This is a genomic window from Cytophagaceae bacterium (assembly GCA_016722655.1).
In the GTDB taxonomy this organism is placed as follows: domain Bacteria; phylum Bacteroidota; class Bacteroidia; order Cytophagales; family Spirosomataceae; genus Leadbetterella.
In genome coordinates, this window is the sequence record JADKIR010000004.1 from 2,596,845 (window position 1) to 2,612,470 (window position 15,626).

Below are 15,626 nucleotides of genomic sequence, written 5' to 3' on the forward strand. Positions count from 1 at the left end.
ATGTTCTTTTTCGCATTGAAAACAGCAACCTGTTCATGTAATTATGAAGTCAGAAGTTCTTTTTTTGAAAAAGAAAAAATGAAATCTCATAAGGAAGGAAAGTTGCCGGTTTGTATCAACGAAAACTCCGGTATGGTAAAAGCCTGGCAGGATGGTTTCTATTGGACTCACAATGACTCCGGAGGTAGTCCTGAGTTATATATGGTAAATAGTGTAGGTCAGCTTTTTGATACTTTAAAAATAGCAGATGCAAATAATATTGACTGGGAAGACCTGGCAAAAGATACAAAAGGCAATATCTATGTAGGCGATTTCGGAAACAATCTTTCCACAAGAAAAGACCTGACGATTTACAAAAAAGGATACAATAAAGTCGAAAAAATAACTTTTGAGTATGCCGATCAGGATTTTACGGATACCCTCAAAAGCGAATATGATTGCGAAGCTTTCTTTTGGTACAATGATTCATTATATCTTTTCACCAAAAGCTGGACTAAAGGCAAAAAAAAGTCAAAAGTATATGCTTTACCCGACCAGGAAGGTCATTACAGCCTTCAGCCCATTGATGAATCATTCTTTAAAGCACCTGTAACCGGTGCTGATGTGAGTCCCGATGGAAGTAAATTTGCCTTGATTACCTATGGCAAAATATTGCTTTTTGGGATAGAAAATAAAAAGATTGACTTTAGAAAACCCCTCCAATGTATTAAAATTGGAAAAAATCAAACCGAGGCTCTGGTTTTTGAAAATGACCGGAAAATTATTTATTCCAACGAACAAAGGAAAATTTACTCTATCGAAATTTAACACTGGCTTAACATACGACTCAGGCTATTGACTTAATTTTGTTCTCGGAAAATTAACATTTTGCTAATACATTTTTAATATGGCCAAAAAAATTCTGGTAATTGATGATGACGAAGATATTCTGGAATTGCTCACCTACAACCTCCAAAAAGAGGGTTACGAGGTCAAATCAGCCATAAACGGTCTGGAAGGCGTAAATCTCGCTCAGGAATATGTGCCCGATTTGATTTTAATCGATATCATGATGCCGGTAATGGACGGAATCGAGGCCGGCAAAGTCATAAAAAGTACTGAAAAGCTAAAAGGTACCAGAATTGTGTATCTGACCGCCAGGGCTGAAGAATATTCCGAAATTGCTGCATTTGAAATCGGAGCCGATGACTATCTGACCAAGCCCATCAAACCAAGGGCACTAATAAGTAGAATCAATGCATTTTTTAGAAAAGAAACCGAGAAATCTACCGAAGAAGGCATTCTACAAATCGCAGGCCTGATCATCAACAAAACCAATTACTCAGTAACCAAGGCAGATGGGAGTGTGATTATTTTGCCTAAAAAGGAATTCGAAATTTTGTTTTTTCTTGCCTCAAATCCAAATAAAGTACAATCACGCGACAGTCTTTTGCAAAAAATATGGGGAGCCGATATCTACGTTGTAGAAAGGACCATTGATGTGCATATCAGAAAAGTAAGAGAAAAAATAGGTGATGAATACATAGGTACCCTAAAGGGCGTAGGATATATGTTTAAATCATAATTGGCAAATCCTGTTTTTTGATTACTTTTAGGATAAAATTACTGACCTAACAGAAAGTAAATATGTTTCTTACTCCCCGATGGATTTCTTTGTTTGCCTCTGTTCTGGTTACTGCTATCACGGTAGGTTTTCTTAGTTTTGTTCCTCAGGTAGATGCCGGGATGCTCTTTGTAGCAGGCATTGCCGCATTTTTTTCTACCTTCTTTTTCTTTTATTATATTATTGATTTACTGGTGTTTAGAGAGGTAAATCAAATATACTCTTCAATTCAAAAACTAAAAATTAATGATTTTGACATTGTAAGAAAAAACCTGATTAAAAGTGTTAACCCACTCAAAAAACTTAATCGGGAGATTTCAAATTATGTTAGCAAAAAGGAAGAACAAATCGATGAACTCAAACGCATGGAGATTTTCAGGAGAGAGTTTCTGGCCGATGTTTCTCATGAATTGAAAACCCCGATATTTGCTGCTCAGGGTTTTGTACATACGCTTCTCGACGGTGCTCTGGAAGACCCCGAAGTTGCCGAAAGATTCCTGAAAAAAGCTGCAAAAAGCCTCGATGGCCTTGATGTGTTGGTTCGTGACCTGGTAGTACTTTCACAAGTAGAGACGGGAGATATGAAAATGAACTTTGCACAGGTAGAACTCGTGGAATTAATTAAAGATATTTTTGAGCAATTGGAAAAAAAGGCCTCAAAACGTGGTGCATCCTTAATTTTAAAACCCAAAAATCTTCATTCCATATTTGTTATGGCTGATGCCCAAAGGCTTTCTCAGGTTTTGACCAACCTCATCGAAAACGGAATAAAATATGGTAAAGATGCCGGTAAGGTAGTAGTGGAACTCACTGAGGAAAATAAGAAAGTTTTGATTTCGGTAGAAGATGACGGCCCGGGTATCCCTGCGGAATATCTGCCCCGGATATTCGAAAGGTTTTTCAGAGTTGACAAAAGTCGCTCACGTGAAACCGGAGGCACCGGACTTGGTCTGGCCATTGTAAAGCACATCCTTAATGCACATGATACTACTATCAATGTTACCTCAAAAATAGACAAGGGTACCAGATTTACTTTTACTTTGACAAAACCACCAAGAGAGGTTACAATAAGCCAATAAGTACAAATTTTAGGCATTTGCCCCAAGACTAAGCATTCAATCAAGATTTTGGGTTAAATTTGCATCAAAGTCAATTTGATGGATCTTACAAAATTTAAAAAACCGCCCAAAAGTATAAATATAGGCGAATTAGTCATTTTTGAAAATGATAATTATTTGGTTATCAACAAACCTCCTTTTGTGCCTTCACTTGACGAAAGAACCGCCGACCGCTCACTGAGTATTTTGAGACTGGCAAAAGAACAGTTTGGCGACGTACAACTTTGTCACAGGCTTGATAAAGAGACCTCTGGTGCTCTCGTAATTGCCAAGAATCCGGAAGCTTATCGAAATCTGGCAATGCAGTTTGAGCATCGTGAAGTGCAAAAAGACTATCACGCAGTGGTCAATGGGGTTCATGATTTTGATAGTATTTCGGTTTTTCTTCCCATAGCAACTTTAAAAGATGGTACAGCAGTAAGAATCGACAGAGCCAAAGGTAAAATAGCAGAAACGGTGTTTTTTACCTTAAAAAAATACCATCATCATACCTTGGTCAGGTGTGTGCCTATTACAGGCCGTATGCACCAGATCAGAGTCCATTTGCAGTGTCTGAAAGCACCTATTGTTTGTGATCCCACCTATGGAGGAGAATATATTTTTCTATCCGAAATCAAAAGGAAGTTTAACCTTAAAACGGATACCGAAGAACTCCCTTTAATAAAGAGAGTGGCTTTGCATGCTCACAGTATTTCTTTTCAAGATGTTGACGGTCAGGTGATTAGTGTGACAGCTCCTTATCCTAACGACTTTGATGTTTTGGTTGAAAAACTGGACAGATTTAGCCGTTAAAACCTCAGCTTAAATTTCTTTCTGGTTTCAGCGACATCTTTATGGTCGGCGTCGCCCAACAAAAAGCCCCAGGCTTTCAGGTGTTCGCTGGAGTCGAAGATTACTTTCAATATTGCAGTGAGAGGTAGTGCCAGGATCAGGCCGGAAACACCCCATAGATTTCCGAATAATAAAAGTGCAATTATTGCCACTAAGGAGTTGATACTAACTTTGTTACCTACCACCATCGGGGTTATAAAATTGCCCTCCAGAAATTGCACGGCTGCAAAAGAACCTGCCACACCCACTGCATACCAATAAGAATCTTTGGTGATTAAAGCCACCAAAATAGGAAGTGCTGATCCTATGGCGATGCCTATATATGGAATTAAAACTAATATGGCGGCAAAAAAACCGAAAAATACGGCATTCTGAATACCCAGAACCATTAATGATGCCGTGTTAAGAAATCCCACAATCATAATAACCAATAACAATCCTACCAAATAATTCTTGATAACATCATTCACTTTCGATATTGTAATCGATATTTTATGTTTACTTGAGGTTTTCATAAGTTTAAATATGAAAGTCCTCAAAAAATCACGATACAATAAGAATAAGAAAATATATAAAGGTAAAAGTGAAAAATTCATCAAAAAATTGGAAGTACTGCTTAAAGTTTGACTCACAATTTTTGTACTGTTTTTAAGTATTTCTGTCACATATTTTTGACTTTCAGAGATCAGTTGCGTATGCGAAATCCGGAAATTATGTCTGAGCATTTTTTCAAATTCTGTAAACCAAACCACCGATTTTTTTTCAATCATCGGAATCAAGGTTTCTAGTTCAAGAATTTGAGAAACAATAAAATAAGAAGCTATTCCGAGAAATATCACGGAAATTATTATAGTAATGGTAATTGACAGTACCCGGTTTAAACCTTTTTTTTCAAAGAAATTGGTAATAGGAAAAAGTAAAAACGAAAACAAACCGGCGATAATAAAGGGGATGAGAATATCCTGCAAAATGTATAATCCATAAATACAAATCACAAAAATGATTAGTCCATACGCTATCCTTTGAAGTCCTATTGCCTGAGTTTTTGTCATTCCACTACTTCTTTTTGTTTTCTTTTATAAACTCTTTCAGAAACTACAATACTGATTTCGAATAAAATATATAAAGGAATTGCTACCAAAATCTGACTAATCATGTCAGGCGATGGTGTAATTATGGCCGCCACTATCAGGATTACGACAAATGCATGTTTACGATATTCTTTCAGGAATTTTGGAGTTACAATTCCTATTCTGGTCAATACAAAAATCGCCATTGGCAACTGAAATGTTACTCCGCATGCCAGAGTCAAGGTCGCCAGAACTGAAATATAGGACTGAATATCAAATTGGTTTTCAATGCTGGGATCGATCTGGAAATTAACAAGGAAGTTGATGGCAAAAGGTGCAACCACAAAATACCCGAACATTATCCCCAAAAAGAAAAGCAAAGTCACAAAAAATACCGAACCGTTTGCTGCTTTTTTCTCTGTGATTTTTAGACCGGGCTTGATAAAACGCCAGATTTCCCAAAACACATACGGAAAAGCCACCAAAAGTCCTACTATAGCGGAGGCAGTAAGTTGCATCATAAATTGACCGGAAACCTCACGGCTCATCAGAGAGAAATTGAGTTTATCGACACATAGGCTATCAATTCCTGTCCAATTTCCAAGTTCACACAATTTACGATATGTCCAGAAATCAGGACGGGAAGGAGCCAGAATTATTAAATTAAAAATCTTACCCATCATCACCCAGGCAGCAATCATAAACACCAAAATGGCCGCAACAGACCTGATAATATGCCAGCGAAGCTCTTCGAGGTGTTCTAAAAAAGTCATTTCTTTCTCACCCGATGGTTCTTCATCATCGTAATCGTAGTAGGGTGTCTGGTCTAAAGGCATTTTTTGAGTCTGATTTTAAATACAAATATATCTATGAATAAACAAAAAACCTCATAGCACCGTGACCATGAGGTTTTTTTGAAACTAAATTTATTATTTAAAAAGTGGAAACCATTTCATCCACTCATTAACTTCATTTTTTACCAAATTGATGGTTTCCTCATTGTCGTGATTCATCAAAACTTTGTCAACCAGGTCAACCACCTTTTTGAAGTCATTTTCATTCAAACCTCTGGTGGTCATTGCGGCTGTTCCTACTCTGATTCCTGAGGTTGTCATGGCTGATTCCTCATCAAAAGGTACCATATTTTTATTAACCGTGATATCAGCCTTTATCAAAGCGTTCTCAGCAAGTTTACCATTTAGACCTTTTGGTCTTAAGTCAATCAATGCCAGGTGATTATCTGTGCCACCTGAGATCACTTTATAACCTTTTTCCATGAATGCCTCTGCCATTACTTTAGCATTTTTTTGTACCTGATGGGCATAGTTGGTAAAGTTTTCGGTCAATGCCTCGCCAAATGCCACAGCTTTTGCAGCTATGATATGCTCCAGTGGTCCACCCTGAGTGCCGGGAAATACACCCGAATCAAGCAATGACGACATCATTCTTATTTTTCCTTTAGGAGTTTTGATTCCCATCGGATTTTCAAAATCGTTTCTCATCATTATTACACCACCACGGGTTCCTCTCAAAGTTTTGTGTGTTGTGGTAGTTACAATATGACAATGGTCAAAAGGGTCGTTGAGAAGGCCTTTGGCAATTAAACCGGCCGGATGTGAGATATCGGCAAGTAAAAGAGCACCTACTTTATCTGCAATACTTCTAAGTCTGACATAATCCCAATCTCTGGAATAAGCCGATGCCCCGCAAATGATAAGTTTTGGTTTTTCTGCAGCTGCAGTTGCCTCTACTTTATCCCAGTCGATCAAACCGGTTTCTTTTTCTACACCATAGAAAAATGGCTGAAAATATTTTCCGGAGATATTTACCGGGCTACCATGTGAAAGGTGACCACCGTGTGAAAGGTTAAATCCCAAAATTTTGTCTCCCGGCTGAAGACAAGCCAGAAATACCGCCATGTTAGCCTGAGCACCTGAATGCGGCTGTACGTTGGCCCAGGTAAGATTAAACAACTGCTTGAGCCTGTCAATGGCAATTTGCTCAACCTGGTCAACTACTTCACAACCTCCATAGTATCTTTTTCCGGGAAGTCCTTCGGCATATTTGTTGGTGAGTACACTACCGGCCGCTTCCATTACCTGGGGCGAAACGAAGTTTTCTGAGGCAATCAACTCAATACCATGTAGTTGACGGTCATGTTCTTTCTGAATCAGATCAAAAATCTGGGCATCTCTGTCAGGAGTAGAATTCATTAAAGGCATTAGTATAGAATCAAAAATATTTAGTAAATATGATTTTTTAAAACCGCCCGCAAAATTAAGAATCTTTTTTTAGTAAAATGATTATTGATTGATTTTTAGGTGATAAACTTGAAAAAATTAATTTGCATGTTTGAAATATTAAAAAATACAGGATTTGTTTTTTTTTCTGCATAAATCCCTTCTTATTTCAGATTAATAATATTTCTAAAAAAACATTAAGCGATATTTATTTAAAAGTATGATGAATGGCTTTAGTTTTTTAGGTTTTCTCAATTAAATTGCAGTTTTTAATCTAAAAATACAATGAACAAACTAAAACTACTTTTATTGGGTTTTCTGCTGTTTGCCGAAACATCCTTTGCCAATTTCCCGCCTGATGAGGGAATGTGGTTACCTTCATTGATTGGGAAAAATTACCAACAAATGAAAAAGCAGGGCTTCAAGCTCACTGCAAAAGATATTTATGATATCAACAATGCCAGCCTTAAAGATGCCATCGTATGGTTTGGTGGTTTTTGTACCGGTGAAATCGTTTCCAGTCAGGGTATGGTTTTTACCAATCACCACTGCGGTTATGATGCTATTGCTGGTAAAAGTACTCCCGAGGACAACATTCTTGACAACGGATTCTGGGCCAAAACCAATGCCGAAGAAAAACCCATCGAGGGCCTTTGGGTGCAAATTTTGGTAAGAATGGAAGACGTTTCAGATCAGATTTTACCACAACTAGCGGGTTTGAGTGAAAAAGACCGTGCTGCTAAAGTAAATCAATTGGGTCAGGAAATCTCGAAAAAAGCTACCGAAGGCACATCATATACAGCCAGAGTGAGTGAGTTTGCAAAAGGTAATGCCTATTATTTGTATGTTTTCGAGAAATTTGATGATATCAGACTGGTAGGTACTCCTCCCCAATCCATCGGAAAATATGGCGGAGATACAGACAACTGGGAGTGGCCACGTCATACCGGCGACTTTTCGGTGTTCAGAATTTATGCCAACAAAGAAAACAAAGCTGCAAAGTACAGTGCTGAAAACGTGCCGTTTACACCTAAAAAACATTTGCCTGTTTCTTTGAAAGGAATCAAACCCGGCGATTTTTCAATGGTTTTTGGTTTTCCTGGCCGCACCAACCGCTTTGAAAACTCAATGGGAGTGAAGCTTGCCACCGAAAAAACCAATATGGCGATTGTGAAAAACCGCGATATCAGACTCAAAGCCTGGAAAGAAGAAATGGACAAAGATGTAGCCGTTAAGTTAAAACTGGCTTCAGAATATGCTTCTATTGCCAATTATTGGAAATATTTTATTGGACAGACCGAGCAACTCAAAAAATTGAATGTGTATGACCAAAAACTAAAACTTGAGGCAGGATTTAAAGAATGGGCAAAAGGGAAACCTGAATATGAGCATATTTTTGATGAATGGGCTAAAGCTTACGAAGCATACACGCCAATAGCCACTCATAATCCATATCTTTCGCAAGGTATTTTGGGTACAACTTTGGTAGGAAATGTTTTTGGTTTCAGAAGCCTCGAAGCTCAGATGAAAGGTGAGATTTCGGCAGAAACAAAAGCAAAAATAAAAGAAACTGCTATGGCCAATATGACAGAATATCTCAATTCTGTAAATGTGCCTTCAGATAAAAAGATTTTTGCTCAGACCCTCCAGGCCTTCTATGAAGATATTGCAAAAGATCAACATCCTGAAATAATAGGTGAAATTCTTGCCACTGCCAGCACCGATATACCGGCTGCTGCTTTTGCAAAATATGCCGATAACGTATATGCTAACTCCATGTTTACATCGAAAGAAAAAATGGAGAAGTTTCTTGAAAATCCTACTTTGGATGCTCTTAATGCCGACCCTGCGTATAAGTATTATAATGGATTTTTGAAAAATTATCAGACAAGATTTGGTAAGCAAGTAGCTGAATTTCAGGAAACTGACAAGCGTTTGGCCCGTACTTTTATCAAAGGGATGAGCGAATACAACCCTTCTGCCGTGGCTTATTATGATGCCAACTCTACCATGAGAATCACGTATGGAAATGTACAGGATTATTCTCCAAAAGATGGTGTGAAATACAGTTATCGTACCACCGGTGCCGGTGTGATGGAAAAATATAAGCCGGGTGATTATGAGTTTGATTTACCTCAGAAGTTTATTGACTTGTATAACGCCAAAGATTTCGGTAGATATGCCGACAAAGATGGTGAACTGCCGGTAGGTTTTATTACCAACAATGATATCACAGGTGGAAACTCCGGTAGCCCTGTATTGAATGCTAAAGGTGAGTTGATTGGCCTTGCATTTGATGGCAACTGGGAAGCTATGTCAGGCGATATTATTTTCGACAAAAAATACAAAAGATGTATCAATGTTGATATCAGATATGTTTTATGGACTATCGAAAAATTAGGAGGTTCTTTATTGGTTAATGAATTAACCATAAAATAATATCTAGGTTAAATATATAGAGGGAGGCACGGAGTAATTCGTGCCTCTTTCTTTTTTTGAAAATATTTTAAAAATTTCACATAAAAGAAGAAATTCCAATATCTTTAGGGTAAGAATTAAAATAGCCATTAATAATTTTTCCTGTTTTCATACGGGATTTTACCTATAAACTATGAATGACTTCGAGGATTTGTTTCCGCTTTTGGCGGGATTCGAGCCTGTTACTTCTTTTACCGACTTACTTGTTTCATTTTCCGGGCTTTATTTTTACAATATTCTTAAAAAGGAATATTTAAGAGATATTTCTATTTTTTGGTGGAAATACTTCTTTTTATTTATGGGTCTTTCTACGTTTTTTGGAACTTTATCCCACATAATGGAGCATCAGGGTTACCAGAAAGTTTATGTTTTACTCTGGAATTGTATGCAGGTGTTAGCCGGATTTGCCATGTTTTATGCTCAGAGAGCCGCAGTCCTGGAGATTTCCGGAAAAATGACAAGCCGGATATTTTTATTCCTCGCCAATTTGCAATTCATGATTTTTGTACCCACTGTGCTTTATTTTCAAGACTTCAGGGTAGTTGCTTTTAATTCCTTATTGGTCATTATTCAGATGATGGTTTTATTTTTTCCGAGGCACTTTTCTATTAAATATTCTCATACCAAAATCTGGCTGGGCTTTTTTATATCGGTACTGACTGTTTTTATTCATCAGCAAAAATTGGGATTTTCCCGATGGTTTAATCACAAAGATGTATCCCATGTATTGATGGTTTTGAGTTTGTGGCTGATTTTTAAAGGTGTTCAATGGCGTACCCGTAATTCTGAAAGTTTTGCGATAGCATAAAATTGGTTGATTTTAGGGTTTTTACTGTTTATTTTTACAGAAAAATACCCGATGATTTTACCCAACCAACCCATAGTTGATATTTCCTGGCTGTCCGAAAATTTTGGAAATCCTCTTCTCAAGATTATTGAATCAAAACTAAAGCCAATTGGAGCTAACCATGATTGGGAAAGCGGTCAAAAAAATCCTGGGGCAGTGTTGCTTGACATAGAAGAAGATTTCTCTGATAAAAAATCAGATTTGCCTCACACGCTGCCAAATGAGGAGGATTTTTCTGCTGCTGCCCGAAAACTAGGCATCAATCAGGACGATATTTTAGTGATTTACGATCAGGTAGGAGTATATAGTAGCCCCCGGGCATGGTGGATGTTTAAGGTCATGGGACACAAAAATGTTTTTGTGCTCGATGGTGGCTTGCCGGCATGGACAAATGCAGGTCATAATACTGAGAAGGCAACCTGGGAACAAGTTAGGAATGGTAATTTTAAAGCCAGTTTTCAATCTGATTTATTTTTTGATACTCAAAATATCCTGGATAATCTTGAAAATAAAGAAATTCAGATACTGGACGCCCGTTCCGAAGGCAGATTTAATGGCACCGCCCCTGAGCCTCGGGCTGGAATGCGTGGTGGGCACATGCCCAATGCTGGCAACATCCCCTTTGATCAGGTTTTAAATGGTCATTATTTAAAATCTCCTGAAGATTTGAAAATTATTTTTGATAATAAATCAAAAGAGAATCAAAAGCTGGTAATGACCTGTGGATCAGGAGTTACAGCCAGTATCCTTGCCCTTGCGGCCACTATTTCAGGGAGAAAAGATGTAGCAGTTTACGATGGTTCCTGGTCAGAATGGGGCAGACCCGGTGATCTGCCGGTGGTAATATCTTAAATTACTTTGTATTGAAAATATCTGATAGAGCTTTTTCGAGGGTAGGAAATTGAAAAGAGGGGAGAATCTTTCTTTTGTTTTTGACTTTACTACTTCCTAATATTACGACCGACATTTCTCCTAAAATCAGTTTCAATAAAAAGGAAGGAACGGCAGGAAGCCATATTTTCTTGCTTAATATATTTGCCAAAGTTTGGGTAAAATCGCTATTTCTGAGGGTCTCCGGTGCTACCCCATTAAAAACACCTTCAATTTTTGTATTGACAATACTTTCATATAACATTCCGACCAGATCATCAATGTGAATCCATGACATCCATTGTTTTCCGGTACCGAGCGGTGATCCAAAATTATATTTTACTGGAAGTGCCATTTTGGATAGAGCACCACCTTTCTTATCTAATACCACTCCGGTTCGGATAATCGCCAATCTCAAATTATTGTTTTGGGCAAATTCTGTTTCAGTATGTTCCCAAAGATTGCAGGTATGTGCCATAAAATCATCTCCATTGGCCGAATCTTCAGCATTTTCTGATTCTCCGGAATCTCCTCCATAATAACCTATGGCTGAGCCGCCAATCAATGTTTTTAAGGTTTTAGGAACGAAATTTTGAAGGAATTTCAAGCTTTCAACTCTTGAATCAATGATTTCTCGTTTCCGGCTTTGAGTCCATCTTTTATCTGCTATACCTTCGCCAGCAAGATGCACCAATACTTCTACGTCTTCCATGGCTCCGGCTTCAAGAAAACCATTTTTATAATCCCATCTGAAATATTTCAAATCAGATGATTGCCGCTTTGATCTGCTCAAAATTCTTACTTCATGTCCTTCTCTTTGCAGTTTATTTGCCAAAGCTCGCCCTATTAATCCGCCACCGCCTGTGATTAGAATGATCATAAATTCTTTTTAAATTAATAACCCCCTAAAAATAGAATTTGTTTCAAAATAAAAGCCGGACAATTAGCCCGGCTCTCTTTTATCTTATTTCAATTTCATCGACCATGAGCCAACTTGGTTTTCCTGCTCCGTAGTGTCCCGCAGGTAATGGCCCGAAGTTTTCGGCCATAACTTTTACATATCTGTAATTCTGTTTGCCCAAGTCCACATTAAACTGTCTGACTGCTTTTGAAGTTTTGAAAGCAGTACCTAAATCTATTTTTTTCACAGATTCAAAGTTTTTATTGTCGTTTGAAACCCATATTTCAAAGTTTTTGGGAGGTAAAACCCAATCGTGATAATCAGATAGAAAAGCAATGCTCAGTCTTGTAAAGAGGGTTTTGGTTCCCAGGTCAATCACAGTGTTCAGGTTTTTGCCTTCAAATCCTATCCACTGATCTTTGCTGCCTTCATTGCCTTTAATGCCATCGGTCAAGGCAAGAGGGTCGTTGCCGGTATATCTTTTGGGTTGATTCTCGAGGGTATAGTTTTTTCTGCTCGAATTTCCGATTACAAAAGTTTGTACATTGTCACCACTTATTTTTGCCGCCGGCATCAAAAACTGCCGCAGCCAAAGTATGGTCTCCCAAAATTTTAATTTTGGTGGAAGGATTGTAAAGCAGAGAAGTAGCTATTGGGCTGCTTCCATCGAGTGTATATCTGATCTGCCCCGAAGGATGTGCCGTACTAAGTTTGACAACGGTCCTTTTTTGGGTATTTAGTTCGGTAGAAAAACTTACGTTGTTGGCTGATTTGGAATAATTTACTGCCATCAATTCCAGCCTTTTCAGATGGGTGTCGAGCCTTGAGGAGAAATTTATGAAATTCTTGGTTTTATCTGACCAGCCAATTTCGGCTATTGCCAATGCTCTGGGAAATAACATATATTCTGCATGTTGCGGAGTTTTAACATATTCCGTCCAGAGGTTTCCTTGTACTCCCAATATGTATTTTGCTTGCTCCGGGTTAAGCTCGGCGACTTGAGGTTCAAAGCTGTAAGTTTTTTCCAGATTCAAAAAACCTCCGATAGCAAGAGGCTCTTTGGCAGGATTGCCCTGATAATAATCCAGATACATATAGCTGGTGGGTGTCATGATTACATCGTGCATTTGTTTGGCGGCTTCAATACCTCCTTCAATTCCACGCCATGACATCACGGTAGCGTTGGGTGAGAGTCCTCCTTCCAGAATTTCATCCCAACCAATAATACGACGGCCTTTCGAAGTTACAAACTTGTCGATTCTCCTGATAAAATAACTTTGAAGTTCATGTTCATCTTTGAGGCCTTCTTTTTTCATCAAATCCTGACAAAAAGCCGAGGCCTTCCAGGAATCTTTGGGGCATTCATCGCCTCCAATATGGATATATTTTGAAGGGAAAAGATCCATCACTTCAGTCAGAACATCTTCCAGAAAAGAAAAAGTCTTTTCCGAAGGGCAATATACTTTATCCTCCACACCCCATAAGGTTCGCACTTCATAAGGTCCACCAGTACATCCCAGCTCTGGATATGCCGTAAGAGCACCCATGGCATGTCCGGGCATTTCGATTTCAGGAATAACCGTTACATATTTGGATTTGGCATACGCCACAATGTCTTTGATTTGATCCTGGGTATAAAATCCGCCATAAGGTTTTCCATCGAATTTTTGTTCCCGATAGTGTCCCACCATGGATTCTTTCCTTATCGAACCTACCTCAGTAAGTTTGGGGTATTTTTTTATTTCAATTCTCCAACCCTGGTCATCGGTCAAATGCCAATGCAGGGTGTTGATTTTATTTACAGCCAGATTATCAATGAGTTTTTTGATAAAATCAGCAGGGAAAAAATGACGGCTTACATCAAGCATAATTCCCCTGTACGGAAACCTGGGTTCGTCGGTAACGGTACAAGCAGAGGCGGCTAATATCGTTTTACTAATTCTGGAAGACCCGAATATTTCTATCGGTAATAGCTGAAGCAATGTCTGATAGCCATAAAAATGTCCTTTTGGATTTGATGCAGTTATCTCAATATTTTGAGGGCTGACTTTGAGTTCATAAGCCTCTTCGGCAAAAGCCGCATTGTTGATAAACCTTAAACCATTGGGTTTTAAGGTTTCTGTTATCTGATTCTCATATCCCCAAACCACTTTAATTTTCGTGGAGAGTTGTTCGGCTATTTTTCTGACTTCTGTATCTCCGGCAGGCACTATAATAGGAGTGGTGTTTGTTATTTTAAACTGGCCTTTTGCTACTTCCAGTTTTTGAGGTTTTGGAATAATATTATATGTGTTTTGAGCAAAAGAACTTAAAGAAATCAGGAAGAGGAAAAATATTTTTTTCATTTTATTAAGGTGAAATTTGACAAAAATCTCAAATCGTAATTTTAACGAAATTATCCGGAACAAATTATTTCATGATATTATGACCCATTTTATCTCTTTTGGTTCTGAGATATTCTTCATTGTATTGGTTGGCTTCTATTTCAATCGGAATACAATCTATTATTTCCAGACCGTAGCCAATCAGGCCCACCCGTTTTTTAGGATTATTGGAAATCAATCTGATTTTGGAAACGCCAAGGTTTCTAAGAATCTGAGCACCCACACCGTAGTCACGTTCGTCGGCAGCAAAACCCAGTTCAATATTGGCTTCGACCGTGTCGCGGCCTTGTTCCTGTAGTTTATAAGCTTTTAGTTTGTTGAGCAGTCCGATTCCTCTTCCTTCCTGATTCATATACAGAATCATTCCTTTTCCTTCATGATCAACCATCTGCATGGCGGCATGGAGTTGAGGGCCACAGTCGCAGCGGCAGGAACCGAAGATATCGCCTGTCACGCAGGAAGAATGCACCCTTACCATGATGGGTTCCTCGGGTTCCCAGGTGCCTTTTACCAGTGCCAGATGCAATTGTCCATTGTCAATTTGTCTGAAGGCTATCATCTCAAAATTTCCCCATTCGGTGGGCATATTTACGCCAATCTCTCTTTTTATGAGGGTTTCTTTTGAAATTCTATAACTGATGAGGTCTTTGATTGAAACCAGTTTGAGGTCAAATTTGTCCGCCAGTTTCCGGCATTCCGGCAGACGAGCCATTGTACCGTCTTCATTTAAAATTTCTATCAACACACCGGCAGGCTGAAGACCGGCCAATTTAGCCAAATCTATGGCCGCTTCAGTGTGTCCGGCTCTTCTGAGCACACCACCGTCGGCAGCCATCAATGGGAATATATGCCCCGGACGACCAAGGTCTTGGGGTTTGGTTTCTGAATCAACTAATGCATGGAGCGTTTTGGAGCGGTCCGAGGCTGAAATACCCGTTGTACAACCATGCCCCAAAAGGTCAACTGATACTGTAAAGGCAGTTTTATGTTCGGCGGTATTTTTACCTACCATCATATCCAGATTCAGTTCTTCGCATCTTTCTTTGGTCAGTGGAGCACACATGAGCCCCCGACCTTCTTTCACCATAAAATTTACGAGTTCCGGAGTTACCATTTCGGCAGCACATATAAAATCGCCTTCGTTTTCTCTGTCCTCATCATCAACCACTATCACCAGCTTTCCATTTCTAATATCTTCAATGGCTTCTTCGATGGTATCCAGCTTAATATCCTGCATTTTTATCATTTTTTTGCAAATTTACTATTCAAACCCTCTTGTTTCAG

Annotated in this window: 14 protein-coding genes; 7 read left to right on the forward strand and 7 right to left on the reverse strand. The window is 38.7% G+C overall.

Going from position 1 to position 15,626, the window contains the following annotated elements; all coding sequences use genetic code 11:
* The 4 genes from IPP61_11675 to IPP61_11690 all read left to right on the forward strand — a co-directional run bounded on the left by IPP61_11675 (position 1) and on the right by IPP61_11690 (position 3,513).
* Complete coding sequence (locus IPP61_11675) at positions 1-807, forward strand: hypothetical protein (GenBank protein ID MBL0325823.1); 807 nt, start codon at positions 1-3, stop codon at positions 805-807.
* Positions 808-886: 79 nt separating this feature from the next.
* The gene (locus IPP61_11680) at positions 887-1,564 is read left to right on the forward strand and encodes a response regulator transcription factor (GenBank protein ID MBL0325824.1); all 678 of its coding nucleotides are present in this window, start codon (positions 887-889) and stop codon (positions 1,562-1,564) included.
* Between the two features lie 62 nt (positions 1,565-1,626).
* Positions 1,627-2,682, forward strand: a complete 1,056-nt coding sequence (locus tag IPP61_11685; protein ID MBL0325825.1) for an ATP-binding protein — start codon at positions 1,627-1,629, stop codon at positions 2,680-2,682.
* 78 nt (positions 2,683-2,760) lie between these two features.
* Positions 2,761-3,513: an RluA family pseudouridine synthase gene (locus tag IPP61_11690; GenBank protein ID MBL0325826.1), complete on the forward strand. Its 753-nt coding sequence runs from the start codon at positions 2,761-2,763 to the stop codon at positions 3,511-3,513.
* Here the strand turns inward: IPP61_11690 and IPP61_11695 are convergent.
* The 3 genes from IPP61_11695 to IPP61_11705 form a co-directional block, all read right to left on the reverse strand.
* Positions 3,510-4,604, reverse strand: a complete 1,095-nt coding sequence (locus tag IPP61_11695) for an AI-2E family transporter (protein MBL0325827.1) — start codon at positions 4,602-4,604, stop codon at positions 3,510-3,512. The two genes, IPP61_11690 and IPP61_11695, sit on opposite strands and share 4 nt — an antisense overlap.
* Positions 4,601-5,458 (reverse strand): twin-arginine translocase subunit TatC, encoded by an 858-nt coding sequence (gene tatC / locus IPP61_11700; GenBank protein MBL0325828.1) that lies wholly within the window; start codon positions 5,456-5,458, stop codon positions 4,601-4,603. The genes IPP61_11695 and tatC overlap by 4 nt, the downstream gene beginning before the upstream one ends.
* A 93-nt stretch (positions 5,459-5,551) precedes the next feature.
* A complete protein-coding gene (locus tag IPP61_11705; GenBank protein MBL0325829.1) occupies positions 5,552-6,844 on the reverse strand; it encodes a serine hydroxymethyltransferase in 1,293 nt (430 codons plus the stop codon).
* A 303-nt stretch (positions 6,845-7,147) separates the two neighbouring features.
* Here IPP61_11705 and IPP61_11710 point away from each other — a divergent pair, with 303 nt between their 5' ends.
* The 3 genes from IPP61_11710 to IPP61_11720 all read left to right on the forward strand — a co-directional run bounded on the left by IPP61_11710 (position 7,148) and on the right by IPP61_11720 (position 11,039).
* Positions 7,148-9,301 (forward strand): S46 family peptidase, encoded by a 2,154-nt coding sequence (locus IPP61_11710; protein ID MBL0325830.1) that lies wholly within the window; start codon positions 7,148-7,150, stop codon positions 9,299-9,301.
* Positions 9,302-9,473: 172 nt separating this feature from the next.
* Positions 9,474-10,148, forward strand: a complete 675-nt coding sequence (locus IPP61_11715; protein ID MBL0325831.1) for a hypothetical protein — start codon at positions 9,474-9,476, stop codon at positions 10,146-10,148.
* Positions 10,149-10,199: 51 nt separating this feature from the next.
* The gene (locus IPP61_11720) at positions 10,200-11,039 is read left to right on the forward strand and encodes a sulfurtransferase (protein MBL0325832.1); all 840 of its coding nucleotides are present in this window, start codon (positions 10,200-10,202) and stop codon (positions 11,037-11,039) included.
* A 1-nt stretch (position 11,040) separates the two neighbouring features.
* Here IPP61_11720 and IPP61_11725 read toward each other — a convergent pair whose 3' ends face one another.
* The 4 genes from IPP61_11725 to IPP61_11740 all read right to left on the reverse strand — a co-directional run bounded on the left by IPP61_11725 (position 11,041) and on the right by IPP61_11740 (position 15,579).
* A complete protein-coding gene (locus IPP61_11725; GenBank protein MBL0325833.1) occupies positions 11,041-11,937 on the reverse strand; it encodes a TIGR01777 family protein in 897 nt (298 codons plus the stop codon).
* 79 nt (positions 11,938-12,016) lie between these two features.
* A complete protein-coding gene (locus IPP61_11730) occupies positions 12,017-12,532 on the reverse strand; it encodes a discoidin domain-containing protein (protein ID MBL0325834.1) in 516 nt (171 codons plus the stop codon).
* Positions 12,507-14,303, reverse strand: coding sequence for a family 20 glycosylhydrolase (locus tag IPP61_11735; GenBank protein ID MBL0325835.1), 1,797 nt, complete (start codon positions 14,301-14,303; stop codon positions 12,507-12,509). Before IPP61_11735 ends, IPP61_11730 begins: the two co-directional genes overlap by 26 nt.
* A 64-nt stretch (positions 14,304-14,367) precedes the next feature.
* Positions 14,368-15,579 carry a bifunctional 3,4-dihydroxy-2-butanone-4-phosphate synthase/GTP cyclohydrolase II gene (locus tag IPP61_11740; protein MBL0325836.1) on the reverse strand — a complete coding sequence of 404 codons (1,212 nt, stop codon included), beginning with the start codon at positions 15,577-15,579 and terminating at the stop codon, positions 14,368-14,370.
* Positions 15,580-15,626: the final 47 nt, after the last annotated feature.

Excerpts from the sequence above, each read along its gene's own strand:
- IPP61_11675 (MBL0325823.1), top strand. The coding sequence starts at position 1 with ATGTTCTTTTTCGCATTGAAAACAGCAACCTGTTCATGTAATTATGAA.
- IPP61_11680 (MBL0325824.1), top strand. The coding sequence starts at position 887 with ATGGCCAAAAAAATTCTGGTAATTGATGATGACGAAGATATTCTGGAA.
- IPP61_11685 (MBL0325825.1), top strand. The coding sequence starts at position 1,627 with ATGTTTCTTACTCCCCGATGGATTTCTTTGTTTGCCTCTGTTCTGGTT.
- IPP61_11690 (MBL0325826.1), top strand. The coding sequence starts at position 2,761 with ATGGATCTTACAAAATTTAAAAAACCGCCCAAAAGTATAAATATAGGC.
- IPP61_11695 (MBL0325827.1), bottom strand. The coding sequence starts at position 4,604 with ATGACAAAAACTCAGGCAATAGGACTTCAAAGGATAGCGTATGGACTA.
- tatC (MBL0325828.1), bottom strand. The coding sequence starts at position 5,458 with ATGCCTTTAGACCAGACACCCTACTACGATTACGATGATGAAGAACCA.
- IPP61_11705 (MBL0325829.1), bottom strand. The coding sequence starts at position 6,844 with ATGCCTTTAATGAATTCTACTCCTGACAGAGATGCCCAGATTTTTGAT.
- IPP61_11710 (MBL0325830.1), top strand. The coding sequence starts at position 7,148 with ATGAACAAACTAAAACTACTTTTATTGGGTTTTCTGCTGTTTGCCGAA.
- IPP61_11715 (MBL0325831.1), top strand. The coding sequence starts at position 9,474 with ATGAATGACTTCGAGGATTTGTTTCCGCTTTTGGCGGGATTCGAGCCT.
- IPP61_11720 (MBL0325832.1), top strand. The coding sequence starts at position 10,200 with ATGATTTTACCCAACCAACCCATAGTTGATATTTCCTGGCTGTCCGAA.
- IPP61_11725 (MBL0325833.1), bottom strand. The coding sequence starts at position 11,937 with ATGATCATTCTAATCACAGGCGGTGGCGGATTAATAGGGCGAGCTTTG.
- IPP61_11730 (MBL0325834.1), bottom strand. The coding sequence starts at position 12,532 with ATGCCGGCGGCAAAAATAAGTGGTGACAATGTACAAACTTTTGTAATC.
- IPP61_11735 (MBL0325835.1), bottom strand. The coding sequence starts at position 14,303 with ATGAAAAAAATATTTTTCCTCTTCCTGATTTCTTTAAGTTCTTTTGCT.
- IPP61_11740 (MBL0325836.1), bottom strand. The coding sequence starts at position 15,579 with ATGCAGGATATTAAGCTGGATACCATCGAAGAAGCCATTGAAGATATT.